Annotated in this window: 15 protein-coding genes and 1 pseudogene; 4 read left to right on the forward strand and 12 right to left on the reverse strand. The window is 63.9% G+C overall.

The genetic code is table 11. From position 1 onward, the window contains the following. Positions 1-199: 199 nt before the first annotated feature. From PATSB16_RS10445 to PATSB16_RS10460, 4 genes are all read right to left on the reverse strand, one after another. Complete coding sequence (locus tag PATSB16_RS10445; protein WP_156884702.1) at positions 200-1,108, reverse strand: DMT family transporter; 909 nt, start codon at positions 1,106-1,108, stop codon at positions 200-202. A 146-nt stretch (positions 1,109-1,254) separates the two neighbouring features. Beyond that, complete coding sequence (locus PATSB16_RS10450) at positions 1,255-1,668, reverse strand: gamma-glutamylcyclotransferase family protein (RefSeq protein ID WP_047214073.1); 414 nt, start codon at positions 1,666-1,668, stop codon at positions 1,255-1,257. Then, the gene (gene rraA / locus PATSB16_RS10455; protein ID WP_047214074.1) at positions 1,665-2,159 is read right to left on the reverse strand and encodes a ribonuclease E activity regulator RraA; all 495 of its coding nucleotides are present in this window, start codon (positions 2,157-2,159) and stop codon (positions 1,665-1,667) included. The genes PATSB16_RS10450 and rraA overlap by 4 nt, the downstream gene beginning before the upstream one ends. Positions 2,160-2,200: 41 nt before the next feature. Then, on the reverse strand, positions 2,201-3,163 hold the full coding sequence (locus tag PATSB16_RS10460; RefSeq protein WP_047214075.1) for a LysR family transcriptional regulator: 963 nt from the start codon (positions 3,161-3,163) through the stop codon (positions 2,201-2,203). 214 nt (positions 3,164-3,377) lie between these two features. On the opposite strand from PATSB16_RS10460, the gene PATSB16_RS10470 reads away from it, so the two are divergent. From PATSB16_RS10470 to PATSB16_RS10480, 3 genes are all read left to right on the forward strand, one after another. Then, positions 3,378-4,694 carry an MFS transporter gene (locus PATSB16_RS10470; RefSeq protein WP_047214077.1) on the forward strand — a complete coding sequence of 439 codons (1,317 nt, stop codon included), beginning with the start codon at positions 3,378-3,380 and terminating at the stop codon, positions 4,692-4,694. A 26-nt stretch (positions 4,695-4,720) separates the two neighbouring features. Beyond that, complete coding sequence (locus tag PATSB16_RS10475; RefSeq protein ID WP_047214078.1) at positions 4,721-6,286, forward strand: sulfatase-like hydrolase/transferase; 1,566 nt, start codon at positions 4,721-4,723, stop codon at positions 6,284-6,286. A gap of 64 nt (positions 6,287-6,350) precedes the next feature. After that, positions 6,351-7,196 (forward strand): AraC family transcriptional regulator, encoded by an 846-nt coding sequence (locus PATSB16_RS10480; RefSeq protein ID WP_047214079.1) that lies wholly within the window; start codon positions 6,351-6,353, stop codon positions 7,194-7,196. Between the two features lie 93 nt (positions 7,197-7,289). Here the strand turns inward: PATSB16_RS10480 and clpB are convergent, their stop codons facing one another. Beyond that, positions 7,290-9,884 (reverse strand): ATP-dependent chaperone ClpB, encoded by a 2,595-nt coding sequence (gene clpB / locus PATSB16_RS10485; RefSeq protein ID WP_047214080.1) that lies wholly within the window; start codon positions 9,882-9,884, stop codon positions 7,290-7,292. 174 nt (positions 9,885-10,058) lie between these two features. Between clpB and PATSB16_RS10490 the strand changes: the two are divergent. Continuing rightward, positions 10,059-10,514, forward strand: a pseudogene (locus PATSB16_RS10490) (group III truncated hemoglobin); the annotation flags it as partial. Between the two features lie 18 nt (positions 10,515-10,532). Here PATSB16_RS10490 and moaE read toward each other — a convergent pair. The 7 genes from moaE to PATSB16_RS10525 form a co-directional block, all read right to left on the reverse strand. Beyond that, positions 10,533-11,003, reverse strand: coding sequence for a molybdopterin synthase catalytic subunit MoaE (moaE, locus tag PATSB16_RS10495; protein WP_047214081.1), 471 nt, complete (start codon positions 11,001-11,003; stop codon positions 10,533-10,535). A 10-nt stretch (positions 11,004-11,013) separates the two neighbouring features. Next, complete coding sequence (gene moaD, locus PATSB16_RS10500; protein ID WP_047214082.1) at positions 11,014-11,271, reverse strand: molybdopterin converting factor subunit 1; 258 nt, start codon at positions 11,269-11,271, stop codon at positions 11,014-11,016. Between the two features lie 23 nt (positions 11,272-11,294). Further along, positions 11,295-12,503, reverse strand: coding sequence for a molybdopterin molybdotransferase MoeA (locus PATSB16_RS10505; RefSeq protein ID WP_047214083.1), 1,209 nt, complete (start codon positions 12,501-12,503; stop codon positions 11,295-11,297). Positions 12,504-12,655: 152 nt separating this feature from the next. After that, positions 12,656-13,264, reverse strand: a complete 609-nt coding sequence (locus PATSB16_RS10510; RefSeq protein ID WP_047214084.1) for a uracil-DNA glycosylase family protein — start codon at positions 13,262-13,264, stop codon at positions 12,656-12,658. Between the two features lie 15 nt (positions 13,265-13,279). Next, the gene (gene thrC / locus PATSB16_RS10515) at positions 13,280-14,740 is read right to left on the reverse strand and encodes a threonine synthase (protein WP_047214085.1); all 1,461 of its coding nucleotides are present in this window, start codon (positions 14,738-14,740) and stop codon (positions 13,280-13,282) included. 20 nt (positions 14,741-14,760) lie between these two features. Further along, on the reverse strand, positions 14,761-16,071 hold the full coding sequence (locus PATSB16_RS10520; RefSeq protein ID WP_047214086.1) for a homoserine dehydrogenase: 1,311 nt from the start codon (positions 16,069-16,071) through the stop codon (positions 14,761-14,763). Positions 16,072-16,134: 63 nt separating this feature from the next. After that, positions 16,135-17,361: a pyridoxal phosphate-dependent aminotransferase gene (locus PATSB16_RS10525; RefSeq protein ID WP_206093643.1), complete on the reverse strand. Its 1,227-nt coding sequence runs from the start codon at positions 17,359-17,361 to the stop codon at positions 16,135-16,137. Positions 17,362-17,579: the final 218 nt, after the last annotated feature.

Genomic DNA, 17,579 nt, shown 5'->3' on the forward strand with positions numbered 1-17,579 from the left:
AGTGATTTCTTACGCGTCGCAACAGATCTAACCGGCCGAAAAATGAAAAATTTTTACCATATTTATCAATAACTTAAAAATATAATTTCTTATTATGGAAAGCGATTTTTTATATTGAAAAATTTTCTTTGTGCTTAGCAACGCAGATTTTTACTGACCAAAACAAGATTCCGCATCGTGAAAAATGACTGAAGCACAATCATGCCGCTTTTCTGACGCGAGCGGCCGCACCCGCCGGGCGCAAAACCAGCCACAGTGCCAGGCCGATCAGGCCACCGCCGACGGCATGAGCCCAGGACAGGCGTTCGCCCAAAAAGAGCGCGCCCCAGAGCACGCCGAACAAGGGAATCAGGAATGTCACGGTCAGCGATTTGATCGGCCCGATATCGGCGATCAAGCGGAAATACAGGATGTAAGCCAGCGCGGTGCACATGAAGCCGAGGCCGGCCATCGCCGCCCACACGCCGGGCGTGCCCCAATCGGGTACCGGCCCCGTGACGGACGAAATGGCGAAGAACGGCAGCACCAGCAGGACCGCCCCCAACTGAGATCCGAATGCCACCAGCTTGCTGTCCAAGCCACCCTTTTCGGTAATCCAGCGACGCGTGAGGAAACCCGCCAAGCCATAGCAGGCGGTGGCGACCAGGCAGGCGCCAGCCCCCAGCAGCACCGTCGGGGTGAGCGCAACCGGCCCAGCCCGAGTCAGCACACCGACACCTGCCAGGCCAAGCACCATCGCGAGGACTTTGGGCGGCGTCAGACGCTCTCCAAACAGCAGCGCGCCGATCAGCACGCCCATGAGCGGCGTGGTCGCGTTGAGAATCGCCGAGTAGCCGGCCGGCAGCGCTTCGGCTGCCAAACAGTACATGATGAAAGGCACGCCGGAGTTGATCGCGCCCAGCGCCAGCGTCGCGCCGAATTTGCCGTTGAACCGCCACCGCACACGCATGGCGGCAAGCAGCGCCGCCAGGCCAAGCGCGCCGAACAGCACGCGGAAAAAAGCGGTCGGCAAGGCCCCCAGTACCGGGGCGGCGATCCGCATGAAAAGAAAGCTGGCGCCCCAGATCGCGGACAAGGCGATCATTCGTGTGAAATCGGCAGGTCTCAAGATATTCCTCTGCGCCCATGCATGGCATTCGTGCATCGGCCCATCCGATGCGGTCGCCATCTTCGCATGGACGCAGACGGTTGTCTGGCCAATTTCGGACCTCGAACCGGCTGCTCGCCATGCCGGCCGCAACCGGCATGGCGAGCTCAGGCGCGCGCCAGCCGATGGGCGACCCAGTCGCCCGATTCAATGCGCGGCCGCCCGGCAACAGCCGATGCGGCAACCGGGTAGACGATGCAATCGTGGATTTCTCCGGCGCAGGTCACCGCCACTTGCTCGCGCACGAAAAGGCCCGTCTGGCCGGGGTAGACCTCCTCGATCTCGTCCAGGACGGGTACCAGCGCCGGCGCGATCCGGTAAACCTCGCCGCGCACATACCCCTGCCCGATCGCGCGCACCATGCCGGGGTAGCCGCCAAAGTCGAACAGCAACCCCTCGGCGTCGGCCTCGCCTACCAGCACCGGTGCCGGCAGACCATGGCGCGCGGCCGCCCGTCGCAGGTCGTTGACTTCGCCGGCGCGCAGCGTGCCATAGACAAACGTATGGAGCGAGTCACTCACGCCAGCTTCTCCTGGCTGGCGATAATGCCGTCGCGGTCGGCGTAGATCCAATCGCCCGGGCGAATCAGCGCGCCGGCAATATGCACTGGAACGTCACGCTGCCCCTGGCCGAGCTTGGCGCCCCGCCGAGGATTGACCGCAAGCGCGCGCACGCCGATGTCGCACGCGTCGAGTTCGTCCGAGTCGCGCACGCAGCCGTTGACGATAATGCCGGCCCAACCGTTGGTCGCGCCGAGCACGCCAAGGTTGCCGCCCACCAGCGCACAGCGCAGCGAGCCGCCGCCATCGACGAGCAGCACCCGCCCGTCACCTGGCGTCTCCAGCGTCGCGCGCACCAGCGCGTTGTCCTCGAACACCTTGAGCGTGGTCGCCGGGCCGCTGAAGCGGGCAGCCTTGCCAAACCCCAGAAACATCGGAGCAAGCACGCGCAGCGAACCGTCCGCGAGCCGGGATTCGTGGGCGTCGCAAAGATCACATGTGGCAAATGACATCGTTTCCTCGCATAAAACGGAATAGACCGGATGATAGCGCGTCACGGCGCGCCGTCGTGACCCTGCGCGTTCGGCATGGTCCGCGCCGCCTCGCCCAGGCAGCGGCGAAACAGCGTGAGCGCGGGGGTGATCTCGCCGCCGACGTTCCAGGCGACGCTGACCGGGCCCATCACGCCGCCAAGATCGAGAGGCAGTATTTTCAGGATGCCGTCGGCGGCATAGTGCGTCGCCAGCGAACGCGGCAACAGCCCGAGCACCGCCGACGATTGCAGCAAGGCGAGATTGGCCGTGGTGACGACAGACTCCACCACATTGACCGGCGTCCTGACCTGGTGCGCGGCGAGGATCGATAGCAAGCGTTTATACATTGGCGCACCGACGGTCGGCACAATCCAGGCACAACCGTCGAGGTCCTGCCAGGCAACCTTGCGTTTGCGCGCGAGCGGGTGCGAGCGCGCTGCCACGATAACGGTCGGATCGTCGAACAGCGCTTCGCTGACCAGCGAATCGTCCGTCAGTTCGTGCGGGACCCTCCCCACCACCAGATCGAGGTGGCCGGCCCGCAGTGCCGGCAGCAGTTGATCGAGCGTTCCTTCGTGCAGGCACACCGTCGCGGTCGGGGAATGCCGTTTGAAGCGCAACACCGCTTCCGGAATCAGAATCGGCGCGGCCACCGACAACACGCCCACGTCGATCCGGCCGCCCATGCCGTTGGCCATCGCCTGCAGCGCCTCGCTGGCGCGACCGGCGTGCCGCAACACTTCGCGGGCGTGGTGAATCAGGCAGGCGCCATAAGGCGTGGGCTTGATGCGGCGGCCATCGCGCTCGAACAGCGGCACACCGACACCACGCTCGAGATCCGCAATCATTTTCGAGACAGCCGGCTGGGTCACATGCAGCGCCTGAGCCACCTTCCCGACGCTCGGCAAGTCAGCCACCGTGACCAGCAATTGCAGGTGCCGCAGCTTCAATTGACGAGAAAAATAACTTTCGATCGGCAGCATGACAGCCCTTATTTCATAACCATAAATTTATTAATTGACACGAATATCTCATTAGACGGTAATAAATTATAGGTGGAAAATCCGTCGAAAAATCGCGGCAGCCACAGCCCGGCGCTGGGCCGGCTCGCCGAGAACGGATCGGGGCTGCCCTTGCCAGCCCCGGAGAACGAGACACCCCGGCCGGCACCGGCCGCCTTCCCCAGGAGGATTTTCCATGTCATCCCTTGCAGCGCATCGGCGCGCCATCGTTGCCGCAACCATCGGCAACGCATTCGAGTGGTACGACTTCATCGTTTTCGGCTTTCTGTCGGTCATCATCGCCAAGCAGTTCTTTCCGTCGACCGACCCCACGCTTTCGGTGCTGCTCACCACCGCCACCTTCGGCAGCGCGTTCCTGGTGCGCCCGCTGGGCGGCATCCTGCTTGGCATCTACGCCGACCGGGCCGGACGCAAGGCTGCGCTGTCACTGGTTATCCTGCTGATGAGCGTTGCCTCGGCAATGATCGCCTTCACGCCGAATTACGCCACTATCGGTATCGCCGCGCCGGTAATCGTCGTGCTCTCGCGCCTGCTGCAGGGTTTGTCGGCCGGCGGCGAATTCGGTAGCGCGACCGCGCTGTTGATCGAATACGCACCGGCGAACCGACGCGGCTTCTATGGCAGTTGGCAGAACTTCGGACAGTTTCTGGCAGCAGTCGTGGCCGCCACCATGGGCGCGCTGATCTCGCGCGGCCTGTCCGCCACGGCCCTGAACGATTGGGGCTGGCGCATCCCGTTTTTGTTCGGCTTGTTGATCGGTCCGGTGGGCTTTTACATCCGCACGAAGATCGACGAGGCGCCCGGCTATACACAAGCGATCGCCACGGCAACGGACGCGGCCCGCGTCACCTTCGGAGCGATATGGCGCGAGCATCGCGGCGCGCTGCTCATCTCCTTCGGCCTGGTAGTGTTCAGCTCGGTCGCGCAATACGTGCTCAACGTCTATTTGCCGATCTATTCGGTGCGCCAGTTGCACCTGCCGGTCGCCGCACCGTTCGTGGTCCTGGTGGTCACCGGCACCACGCGCATGATCCTGATCCCGCTGTTCGGCTTGCTCTCCGATCGTGTCGGCCGCAAGCCGGTGATGGGCACGGCCATGGTGCTCTACCTGCTGACCATCTACCCGCTCTTTGTCTGGCTGGTGGCCGCGCCGAGCCTGCCGCGCCTGCTGGCCACCGAAATGATCTTCGCGATTTTGATGGCGGCGTCGCTGGGCCCGGCGGCCACGGCGCTGGCGGAACTGTTCCCCACACGGGTCAGGGCCACCGGACTGTCGATTTCGTACAATGTGGCCACGACGTTGTTCGGCGGTTTTTCGCCATTCCTGGTGGCTTGGCTGATCGAAGTCACCGGCGACAAGATGATGCCGGCCTACTTCGTCACGATCGCTACGTTAGTCGGCGTGGCCGCGCTCTGGCCGATGCAGGACAAGTCGCGCGAGACTTGCCTGGATGCCGCCGGCGCGGCCGGACAAGGCGAATTTTCGATGTAACCGGTGATTTTCAGGGCACTGTATTCATGTCATCCATTCGTAATGTGCTGTTCGTGATGTGCGATCAACTGCGGGCCGACCACCTCGCCTGCTATGGTCACCCGTATCTCAAGACACCGAACATCGACGCGCTGGCGCGGCGCGGCGTGCGCTTCGAGCGCGCCTTCGTCCAGTCTGGGGTGTGCGGGCCATCGCGCATGTCGTTTTATACCGGCCGCTATGTCTCGAGCCACGGGGCGACCTGGAATCGCGTCCCGCTGTCGATCGACGAGCTCACGCTGGGCGAATACCTGAAAGACCGCCAGCGGCAGCTCGCGCTGGTGGGCAAGAGTCACGTCACGCCGGATCGCCACGGCCTCGAGCGCCTGCACATCGAGGGCGACAGCGAACTCGGCGTATTGCTGCGCGAAGGCCATTTCAAGCTGGTCGACCGCTACGACGGCCATCATGCCGAGCCGGACGGCGGTTACGCCCGCTATCTGCGCGAGCGCGGCTACGCCAGCGCCGACCCGTGGACCGACTATGCGATCTCCGCCGAAGACGAGCACGGACGGATTGTCAGCGGCTGGCACATGCGCAACGTCCACCTGCCGGCCCGGGTGGCCGAAGCCGACTCCGAAACGGCCTACACCACCGATCAGGCGATTCGCTTCATCGAGGGTCACGGCGACGCGCCGTGGGTGCTGCATCTGTCATATGTCAAACCGCATTGGCCATACATGGCCCCGGCGCCATATCACAACCAATATGCGCTGGACCAATGCCTGCCGCTGCAGCGTCACCCGCGCGAGCTGACTGCGCCGCATCCTGTGGTAGCAGCCTACCGGCAGCAGGAGGAGTGCGCGAATTTCATGCGCAAGGAGGTCGCCCATCACGTTCGCCCCGCCTACCAGGGACTCATCAGCCAGTTGGACGCGCACTTCGGCCGGCTCTGGGAGACGCTGGAAAGACTGGGTCGCTGGCAGGATACGCTGATTATTTTCACCGCCGATCACGGGGATTTTCTCGGCGACCATTGGCTCGGCGAAAAGGAGCTTTTCTACGACACCGTGCAACGCGTGCCGTATATCGTCTACGACCCGTCGCCCGAGGCCAACGCCACGCGCGGTCACACCAGCAAGCAGTTGGTCGAGGCAATCGATACGGTGCCGACCATCCTCGACGCGCTCGACACACCACTACCATCGCACCGCCTGGAAGGGCGCTCGCTGCTGACGCTCACGCGGGGTCGGGAAACGGCCCAAGCGTGGCGCGAGGCGGTGTTCTCGGAACTCGATTACTCATATCGCCAGGCACGCCTGACATTGGGTCGCGGCCCCGGCGAATGCCGCGCATGGATGGTGCGCACCGATACCTGGAAATATGTCCATTGGGAAGGCTACGCGCCGCAATTGTTCGATCTGCAAAACGACCCCGAGGAATTTTTCGATCTGGGCCGGGAGCCCGGCTACGAATCCGTTCGCGATGGCATGCGCGAGCGACTGCTGGACTGGCTCAGCCATTTGAAGCATAGAACGACCGTCTCAGAGGCCGATGTGGAGCGCGGCACCAACCAGTACAAGAACGCGGGAGTGTTCTACGGCGTTTGGTGACGGACCACGCGCGTTCGGCGAGGGTGCGCTAAGATCGCCTCAATAAAGCTCTCGCCTCATAGCCATGCCCGAGCAGATCCCAAGCGCGCCCATCGCGCTGCATATCGTGCCTCACGAATACGGGCCCAGCGACGCCCGGCCGGTGAGGTTGCGTTCGCGACCGCTGGCACAGGGCGTCGTCGTGCCCCGGCATGCGCATCCGTGGGCTCAGGTCGCCTATACCACGCAGGGCGTCATCCGCCTGGCGGTTGCCAATGCCGCGTGGATCGTGCCGCCGTCGCGAGCGCTCTGGATTCCGCCGCATACGCCGCACCAGTTATCGATTCTGAAAGACGCCTATCTGCGTACGCTGTACGTGCTGCCGGCGGCTATTCCGACCGCGTTGAGCGGTTGCCGCGTGGTCGAAGTCTCGCCCCTGCTGCGCGAATTGATCGCCGCGATCGACCAGCCCGGGCCACTGGATCCCGCGCGTGAACGCCTGCTCGGCGCGTTGGCCCTCGACGAGATCGGGCGTGCGGCGCCGCTGCCGCTGCAAGTGCCGCTGCCCAGCGACAAGCGTCTGCTGAGCCTGTGCAATGCGATTCTGGCGGACCCCGCACGCACCTGGACGCTCGAGCAGTGGTCTCGCTATGCCGGCGCGAGTTCGCGCACGATCGCCCGGCTATTTCGCCAGGAGATGGGTACGACCTTCGTACATTGGCGCCAGCAAGCGCTGCTTGCGCAGGCGATCCCACTCGCCTCGCGAGGTTACTCGCTGGCTCGCATCGCGCACGAGCTCGGCTACAGCAGCCAAAGCGCGTTCTCGGCAATGTTCCGGCGCGCCTTCGGCGAGAGTCCGAGCACGTTCTTCGCGCGTGGCCAGCACCAGGTCGCCGAACACCGCACCCCTCCGGCACGCAGCGGCGACTGAATGCCTGCCGCACGCCCCGAGCATCACACCGACGCGCACGCAAAAAAAAAGCGCGGCCGAAGCCGCGCCTGTGCTGCACTTCGCCGTTAGCGATCAGTGCACGATCCGCTCGAACTGATACTTGCCATCGTGCCAATCGACCGGCACGATATCCTTCGGTCCGAACTTGCCCGCCAGAATCAGCTTGGCCACCGGGTTCTCGATCTCCTGCTGGATCGCGCGCTTGAGCGGCCGGGCCCCGAACACGGGGTCATAGCCTTCTTTGGCGACATGTGCCAGCGCGGCCTCCGAGACGTCGAGCTGCATGTCCATCTTGGCCAGCCGTTCGCGCAGGCGTTCGATCTGGATCATCGCGATCGACTTGATGTGCTGCTCGTCGAGCGCATGGAACACGACCACTTCGTCAATGCGATTCAGGAACTCAGGCCGGAACTGCTCCTTGATTTCGCCCCACACGGCATCCTTGATGCGCTCCTGCGGCTCGCCCACCATCGCCTGGATCAACGACGAACCGAGGTTCGAGGTCATCACGATGACCGTGTTCTTGAAGTCCACGGTGCGGCCCTGACCGTCCGTCATGCGGCCATCGTCGAGTACCTGCAGCAAGACATTGAAGACATCCGGATGCGCCTTCTCGACCTCGTCGAGCAAAATCACGCTGTACGGTTTGCGCCGCACGGCCTCGGTCAGGTAACCGCCTTCCTCGTAGCCGACGTAGCCCGGCGGCGCGCCGATCAGACGTGCCACGCTGTGCTTTTCCATGAATTCGCTCATGTCGATGCGAATCAGATGGTCTTCCGAATCGAACAGGAACGTCGCCAGCGCCTTGCATAGCTCGGTCTTGCCGACCCCCGTCGGGCCGAGGAACAGGAACGAACCATATGGCCGGTTGGGATCCGCCAGCCCGGCACGCGAGCGCCGGATGGCATCGGCCACCGCCTCGATGGCCTCGTCTTGCCCGATGACCCGCTCGTGCAGCTTGTCCTCCATGTGCAACAGCTTTTCCCGCTCGCCCTGCATCATCTTCGACACTGGAATACCGGTCGCGCGCGAGACCACTTCCGCGATTTCCTCGGCGCCCACTTGCGTGCGCAGCAGCTTGGGTCGCGCCTGCGCCTTGCCCGACGCCTCGGCCTGCGTGACTTCCTTGAGCTTGGCCTCGAGTTGCGGCAAGGTCCCGTATTGCAGCTCGGCGACCTTATCGAGCTTGCCCTCGCGCTGCAGGCGCACGATCTCGGCGCGGGCTTTTTCGATGTCTTCCTTGATCTGCGCGCTGCCCAGCACGGCGGCTTTCTCGGCCGTCCAGATTTCCTCGAGATCGGCATACTCCTTGCCCAGCCGGACGATTTCGTCCTCGATCAGGGCCAGCCGCTTTTGCGACGCTTCGTCGGTTTCCTTCTTCACGGCTTCGCGTTCGATCTTCAGCTGAATCAGCCGGCGGTCGAGCTTGTCCATCGCCTCGGGCTTGGAGTCGATCTCCATCTTGATCTTGGAGGCGGCCTCGTCGATCAGGTCGATCGCCTTGTCCGGCAGGAAGCGGTCGGTAATGTAGCGATGGCTCAGTTCCGCGGCCGCGACGATCGCCGGGTCGGTGATTTCGACGCCGTGGTGCAGCTCGTACTTCTCCTGCAGGCCGCGCAGGATGGCGATGGTCGCCTCCACCGAGGGCTCGTCCACCAGGACCTTCTGGAAGCGGCGCTCGAGCGCGGCGTCCTTCTCGATGTACTTGCGATATTCGTCGAGCGTGGTCGCGCCAATGCAATGCAGTTCACCGCGCGCCAATGCCGGCTTGAGCATATTGCCGGCGTCCATGGCGCCTTCGGCCTTGCCGGCGCCCACCATGGTATGGATTTCGTCGATGAAGACGATCGTGCGGCCTTCGTCCTTGGCAATGTCCTTGAGTACGGCTTTGAGGCGCTCCTCGAATTCACCCCGGTACTTGGCGCCGGCCAGCAGGCCCGCCATGTCCAGCGCCAATACGCGCTTGTTTTTGAGCGACTCCGGCACCTCACCGTTGATGATGCGCTGCGCCAACCCTTCGACGATGGCGGTCTTGCCCACGCCGGGCTCGCCGATCAGCACCGGGTTGTTCTTGGTGCGACGCTGCAGAATCTGGATCGTGCGGCGAATTTCATCGTCGCGGCCGATGACCGGGTCGAGCTTGCCCGCCCTGGCCCGCTCGGTCAGGTCGAGCGTATATTTCTTGAGCGCCTCGCGCTGGCCCTCGGCGTCCTGGCTGTCGACAGCCTGGCCTCCGCGCACCGCTTCGATGGCGGCCTCGAGCGCCTTGCGCGAGAGGCCGTGCTCGCGCGCCAGACGGCCGGTGTCGCCCTTGTCGTCGGCCAGTGCAAGCAGGAACATTTCGCTGGCGATATAACTGTCGCCGCGTTTTTGCGCTTCCTTGTCGGCCTGATTGAGCAGGCCGGCCAGATCGCGCCCGACCTGCACATTGCCGTTGGTGCCCTGCACTTGCGGCAGGCGCTCGATGGCCTGCTGCGCCGCACTGGTCAGCGGCTGCACGTGCACGCCGGCGCGTGCCAGCAGCGAGCGCGCTGCGCCCTCGGGCTGTGCCAGCAAGGCAGCCAGCAGATGGACCGGTTCGATATATTGGTTGTCGCGTCCGACTGCGGTACTCTGCGCGTCTGACAGCGCTTCGAGGAACTGCGTGGTGAATTTGTCTTGTCGCATCGAATGCTCCAGGGAAAGATTGACTTTGCCTTCGATGTGTGGCCAATACCTGCGGTTTTCAAGGGAAAAAAGGCGTATTTCGCCGAATCTGTGCGCCAAACCCGTACACGGTGCCCGGCTTGCCTTCCGGGCAGGCATCGTTTAATATGCATAAAATTTACATATTTTAGTATCGTGACCCGACCCGATGACCCAGCCGTGGCGCCCCGCGCGGCATCGCCCGACGAAGCCAATATTCGCACGCTGGTCGATACTTTTTATGACAGGGTCCGCGAGGACGACATGCTCGGCCCGATCTTCGACCGGATCCTGGCCGGCCGCTGGGACCAGCACCTGCCGAAAATGTACGATTTCTGGAGCAATATCGTGCTCGGCACCAAGCGTTTTCGCGGCAATGTGATGCAGGCGCATATGCCGCTGCAGGGGCTGCGCGGCGAGCACTTCAACCGTTGGCTCTATCTTTTTCTGGATACGGTCAACCACCTTTACGAGCCGGCCGCCGCCGCAGCCTTCATGACGCCGGCCTTGCGTATCGCGCAAAGCCTGCAGCTTGGCCTGTTCGGGTGGGACTACGTCTTGCCGCCAGAGCAGCAAGCCCTGCTGGCGCGCCTGACCCGCCCCGCCCAGCCATAGCGCGCGCCGGCCAAGCTATTCGTCCTGCGTTTTATCCACGCCCCAGCGAGCCAGCGCCGCCTCGTCGCTATGCCGAGCCTCGACCCAGCGGGCCCCGGCCGGCGTCTGTTCCTTTTTCCAGAACGGCGCTTCCGATTTCAGGTAATCCATGATGAATTCACACGCCGCAAACGCCTCGCCGCGATGCGCGGAGGTCACCGCGACCAGCACGATCTGATCGGCCGGCTTGAGCTTGCCGTAGCGGTGGATTACCAGTGCGTCATAGATGTCCCAGCGTTCATGGGCCTGCTCGACAATCGCGGCCAGTGACTTCTCAGTCATGCCGGGATAGTGCTCGAGTTCGAGTTCGGCGACGTCCTCGCCGCCGCTGAGGTCGCGCACCGTACCGACAAAGCAGGCCACGGCGCCTACCCGCAGATCGCCGGCCCGCAGTGCCGCGACTTCCGCGCTCAAGTCGAAATCGTCCTGCTGGACTTTGATAGGCATGGCGTTGTCCTCAACCGCCGGTGACCGGCGGGAAAAAAGCCACCTCGCACTGCTCGCTCAGGCGCGTGGCCGGGCTGCACATCTGGTGGTTGTAGGCCGTGCGCAGAGCCTTGCCTTCGGCCAGAGTCTCTTGCCACGCCGCGCCGCGCTCGCGCAGCCAAGCCCGCACGTCGCCGACCGTGCGCACCGATTCCGGCACCTCGACGGTTTCCTGGGCCGTGCCCAGCGCCTCGCGAACGCTGGCAAAAAAACGCAATTCAATTTTCATGGGAAACCAATAGCTCCTGCGGTTCAGTAAAGCAATTCGGCAAAGGGAATGAATTGAACATTCTCGCCAGCCTGGATCGCGTGATTGGGAGGATTATCGATCAGGCCGTCGCCCCAGACAGTCGAGGTCAGTACCGCCGAACTCTGGTTGGCGAACAGCGACAGGCCGCCGTCCTCGTTGAGCCGCGCACGCAGGAATTCGTTGCGGCGATCGGCCTTTTTTTGCGTGAAATCGGCGCGCATCGCGAAGCGCCGCGGCGTGACGCGCTCGACGCCCTGCAAGCGCAGGATGAACGGGCGCACGAACAGCAGAAACGTCACCAGGCTGGAGACCGGATTGCCGGGCAGCCCCATGAAATAGGCCGGCCGGGTGGTGCCGTTGTCAACTTCGCCAAACGCCAGCGGTTTGCCGGGCTTGAGCGCGATCTGCCACAGGTTGAGGCGCCCCTCGGCCTGCACGGCCGGCTTGATGTGGTCTTCCTCGCCGACCGAGACCCCGCCCACGGTGATGATCAGATCGTGCTCCCGCGCGGCTTGGCGCAGCGTCGCGCGCGTCGTGTCGAGCCGGTCGGGCACGATGCCGAAGTCGGTCAGCGCGCAGCCGAGATTTTCGAGCAGACCGCGCAGTGTAAAGCGGCTGGAATTGTAGATCGAGCCTGGGCGCAGCGGCTCACCCGGCATGACCAGCTCGTCACCCGTGAAAAAAACCGCCACACGCAAGCGCCGGGTGACCGGCACCCGCGCGCAACCCACCGAAGCAGCCAACCCCAGCGCCTGCGGGCTCAGGCGAGTGCCGGCCGGCAGGATCACGCTGCCCGCCTGTATATCCGCTCCCTGGCGCGTTATCCATTCGCCGATCTGGGGCTGATGACGAATGACGACCTCGTCGCCGCGCGCTTCGCACTGCTCCTGCATGATCGAGGTGTCGGCACCCGCCGGGATCGGCGCGCCGGTGAAAACCCGGGCCGCGGTGCCCGGCTCCAACGGCTCGGGCTGGTGTCCGGCGGGCACCCGTTGCGACACCGGCAGAACCGTTTCGGCGCCATGCAGATCGGCATGACGCACCGCGTAGCCGTCGACCGCGCTGTTGCTCATCGGCGGCACGTCCAGCGGCGACACGATGTCCTCGGCCAGCACGCGGCCATTGGCTTCGAGCGTGTTCAGGCTTTCGCTCTCGCGGATCGGGCGGGCCGCGCTCAGGACGGCTTGCAGCGCTTCTTGGGTACTCAGCATGGTCGATGTCACGGGTCAGGGGTTCGCGGTCGGTACGATGCGCATGGCGCCCAGTCGTCATGCCGGCGCATCGGGATGCGGGCACGCCCCGCATCTTTTGCATTGTAGCGGCTGCCCCGCCGTTGCACAGCGCCGTTGCCGCATATGGATTATCAGGATGGCTGCGCCGCTGGCGGCAGGATCCCGCGCAAGCGCTCGCGCAACGCGGGCAGCACCTCGGCCTCGAACCAGGGGTGGTGCTTGAACCATGCCTGATTGCGCGGACTGGGGTGCGGCAGCGGAAAATAGGTCGGCAGATAGTCGCGCCATTGCCGTACGGTGTCGGCCATGGTGGCGCCGCACGCGTCGCCGAGGTAATAGCGCTGCGCATAGCTGCCGATCAGAAGGGTCAGACGGATCTCAGGCATGGCCTGGCGCAATGGGCCGTGCCAGCGTGGCGCGCAGATCGGCCGCGGCGGCAGGTCGCCGCTTTTGCCGCTGCCGGGAAAGCAAAGCCCCATCGGCACGATCGCCAGCAGCGAGGCATCGTAGAAGCGCTCACGGCTCATCTCCAGCCAGCCGCGCAGGCGGTCACCCGACGGGTCGTTCCACGGCACACCGGTGTTGTGAACGCGCCGGCCCGGCGCCTGGCCGACGATCAGCACACGGGAAGATGGATGCGCGACCACCACCGGGCGCGGCTCATGCGGCAGATCCGCCGCACAGGCGCGGCATGCACGCACCTCCTGCAGCAGCGGCGACAAGCGGGGCGCGCGGGCCATGCCGAATGCAGAGAACTAGAGGCCGGTGTGCGCGGCGATGAATGCCTTCACACGGGCAACGTCGGCCGGCACGGTTTCGAAACGCTGCGGCAGGGCCTCGAGGTGCTCGAAACCTGCCGGGCGCGGCGGTTCGCGGTGCAGCGCCTCGCGAATCGTCTCGGCGAACTTGGCTGGCTGTGCCGTTTCGAGCACAACCATCGGGATGCCGGGTTCGAGTTGTTCGCGCGCGACTTTGACACCATCGGCGGTATGGGTGTCGATGACCACGCCATAACGCTGGTCGATGTCGCGAATCGTCGCCAGGCGGTCGTCGTGCGTGCTGCGCCCCGAGACAAAACCAAACTCGGCGATGCGGGAGAAATCGGCCGAGCCGGCCAGATCGAACCCGCCGTCGGCCTCGACGGCCTGGAAGAGATCGACCGTGCGCCGGGCATCGCGGCCCAGCAGATCGAACATGAACCGCTCGAAATTGGACGCCTTGGAGATATCCATGCTGGGGCTGCTGGTATGCAGCGTCTCGGCCGATTTGCGCACGCGGTAGCGCCCGGTGCGGAAAAACTCGTCGAGCACGTCGTTTTCGTTGGTGGCCACCACCAGCCGGTGGATCGGCAGGCCCATCATGCGGGCGATGTGGCCGGCGCAGACGTTACCGAAATTGCCCGAGGGCACCGTGAACGAGACCGGGCGGTCCTGCCCGCTCGCGCCGCCGGTTGCCGCGAAGTAGCCCTTGAAGTAGTACACCACCTGCGCCACCACACGCGCCCAGTTGATCGAATTGACCGTGCCGATCTGCTGTTGCGCCTTGAACGCCAGGTCGTTGGAGACCGCCTTGACGATGTCCTGGCAATCGTCGAACACGCCCTGCACCGCCAGATTGAAGATATTCGGATCCTGCAGGCTGTACATCTGGGCGGTCTGGAACGCGCTCATCTTGCCGGCCGGGGACAACATGAAAACCCGGATGCCCTGCTTGCCGCGCATTGCGTATTCCGCCGCGCTGCCGGTGTCGCCCGAGGTCGCACCGAGGATATTGAGCGATTGTCCATGCTGCGCCAACGTGTATTCGAACAGGTTGCCCAGCAGTTGCATGGCCATGTCCTTGAACGCCAGCGTCGGCCCGTTGGACAGACCCAGCAGGGACATTTGCGTGCCCCGCTCGTCACCGAGCACGCGCAGCGGCGCGATCTCGCGCGGGTCTTCGCCGGCGCGCACGTTGCAGTAGACCTCGGGGGTGTAGGTGCGGCGCGCGAGCCGGCGCAAGTCGTCGGCGGGAATGTCGTCGCAGAACTTGGCCAGGACGGCGCAGGCCAGATCGGCATATGAAAGCCGCCGCCAGGAAGCGAGTTCGGCGGCGTCGATGCGCGGATACTCGAGCGGCAGGTACAGCCCTCCGTCCGGCGCCAGGCCGCCCAACAGAATGCGGGAAAACGAAAGCGGCTCGCTGCCGGAGGTGTCGCGTGTGGAGAGATATTTCATGGCGTGGCGACCGGTTGCGTTCAATTCAGGCTTTCCATGCGGATGCGGGTGACGTTCGAGAGCACCGTGGGCAGCGCCTCGATGCGGCCGATCGCGGTGTTGATGTGCTTTTCCTGCGTTTGGTGGGTCAGGATGATGATATCGGTCTGCTGTTCACCCTCGCGCGATTCCTTTTGCAGCAAAGCATCGATGGAGATGCCCAGATCGGCCAGGATGCGGGTGATCTCGGCCAGCACGCCGGTTTGGTCGGCTACCCGCAGACGCAGGTAGTAGCTGGTGGTGACCTCGTCGATCGGCAGCACCGGGGTGTTCGACAGCGCATCGTGCTGGAACGCGAGATGCGGTACGCGATGGCCAGGGTCGGCAGTATGCAGGCGGGTGACGTCGACCAGGTCGGCCACCACCGCCGAGGCGGTCGGCTCGGCCCCCGCACCCTTGCCGTAGTAGAGCGTTGCGCCCACCGCGTCGCCCTGCACCACGACCGCGTTCATCGGCCCCTCGACGTTGGCGATCAGCCGCTTGCCGGGGATCAGCGTGGGGTGCACGCGCAGCTCGATACCTGACGCGACCCGGCGCGTGATGCCGAGCAGCTTGATGCGGTAGCCCAGTTCCTCGGCGTATTTGATATCGATCGCCGCCAGCCTGGTGATGCCTTCGACATAGGCCTTGTCGAACTGCACGGGCACCCCGAACGCGATGGCGCTCATGATGGTGATCTTGTGCGCGGCGTCGATCCCCTCGATATCGAAGGTCGGGTCGGCTTCGGCATAGCCCAGTTGCTGGGCCTCCTTGAGCGCAACATCGAAGTCGAGGCCCTTGTCGCGCATTTCGGACAGGATGAAGTTGGTCGTGCCGTTGATGATCCCGGCGATCCATTCGATGCGGTTGGCGGTGAGCCCTTCGCGCAGCGCCTTGATGATGGGAATGCCGCCGGCCACGGCAGCCTCGAATGCCACCATGACGTTGTTGGCTCTGGCCGCGGCGAAAATTTCGTTGCCGTGGACCGCCAGCAGCGCCTTGTTGGCGGTGACGATGTGCTTGCCATTGGCAATCGCCGTCAGGACCAATTCGCGTGTCAGGTCGTATCCGCCGATCGTTTCGACGACGATGTCGATATTGGGGTCGGTCACCACCCGCATCGGGTCGTCGACCACCTCGCAGGCTCCCGCCAGGCGTTGCCGCGCACGCTCCACGTTGCGTACCGCGACGATCGTGATTTCGATGCCGCGGCCTGCGCGGCGTTGAATTTCTTCCTGATTGCGGCGCAACACGTCGAATACACCGTATCCCACGGTGCCCAGTCCCAGCAAACCTACTTTAATCGGATTCATGCGTCGTTACTTTTTAAAATCGAAATCGATGCCGCCCACGCCGCACCAGCGGCCGAGCCGGGCTCAAGTGCCGTGGCGTCGGCGGTAACCGTCCAGGAAACGGGCGATGCGGCCGATGGCATCGCGCAAGTCGTCCTCGTTGGGCAGGAACACGACGCGGAAATGATCCGGCTGCTGCCAGTTGAAACCGCTGCCCTGCACCAGCAGCACGCGTTCCTCGAGCAGCAACTCGAGAATGAAGGCCTGGTCGTCCTTGATCGGATAGACCGCCGGATCGAGTTTCGGGAACAGGTAGAGCGCCGCCTTCGGCTTGACGCAAGACACCCCCGGAATCTCGGTGAGCAGCCGGTGGGCGAGTTCGCGCTGCTTGAAAAGCCGCCCGCCGGGGACGATCAGGTCGTTGATGCTCTGGTAGCCGCCGAGCGCGGTCTGGATCGCATATTGGCCCGGCACATTGGGGCAAAGGCGCATCGAGGCCAGGATGTTGAGGCCTTCGATGTAATCCTGCGCATGCCGCTTGTCGCCGGACACGACCATCCAGCCGGCCCGATAACCGCACGAGCGGTAGCTTTTCGACAAACCGTTGAAGGTCACCGTGAGGACGTCGTCGGACAGCGCGGCGATCGAGGTGTGCGTGGCGCCGTCGTAGAGGATCTTGTCGTAAATCTCGTCGGCGTAGATGATCAGTTGATGCTCTCGCGCCAGCGCGACGATCTCGCGCAGCAGTTCGTCGGAATACAGCGCGCCGGTCGGATTGTTGGGGTTGATCACCACGATGGCCCGCGTATTCGGCGTGATCTTGCGGCGGATATCGTCCAGATCGGGCTGCCAGTCCGCCTGCTCGTCGCAGATGTAATGCACCGGCGTGCCGCCCGACAGGCTCACCGCCGCGGTCCAGAGCGGATAATCCGGTGCCGGCACCAGAACTTCGTCACCCGTGTTGAGCAACGCCTGCATCGACATCACGATGAGTTCCGAGGCGCCGTTGCCGAGGTAGATATCGTCGAGCTGCACGTCGCGCACATTCTTCTGCTGCATGTAGTGCATGATCGCCTTGCGCGCCGAGAAAATGCCGCGCGAGTCGGAGTAGCCGGACGACGACGGGATGTTGCGGATCATGTCCTGCACGATCTCGTCGGGCGCCTCGAAGCCGAACGGCGCGAGATTGCCGATGTTCAACTTGATGATGCGGTGCCCTTCTTCCTCCATGCGCTTGGCATGTTCGAGTATCGGGCCGCGAATGTCGTAACAGACGTTTTGCAGCTTCTGGGATTTCTGAATCGGTTTCACAGCGTCGGCTTTCTCGGCGGGATCGGGGGAGACAGCGCGCCTGGCGGCTGCCCAATGCTGCATCGCAGAGGCCGCAGCCGCCAGCGAATCGCAAAAAGTTATAATTTAGCGAATTATGACAGAGTTCGGCAACGCATTATTGACGCGGCCAGGCAGTAGCGGCATGATGCGCGGCACATTGCGGCATTCAGGCGCTGTCCGAAATACCATCGTCAACA

Origin of the sequence: Pandoraea thiooxydans (genome assembly GCF_001931675.1) — a bacterium.
Lineage (GTDB): Bacteria > Pseudomonadota > Gammaproteobacteria > Burkholderiales > Burkholderiaceae > Pandoraea > Pandoraea thiooxydans.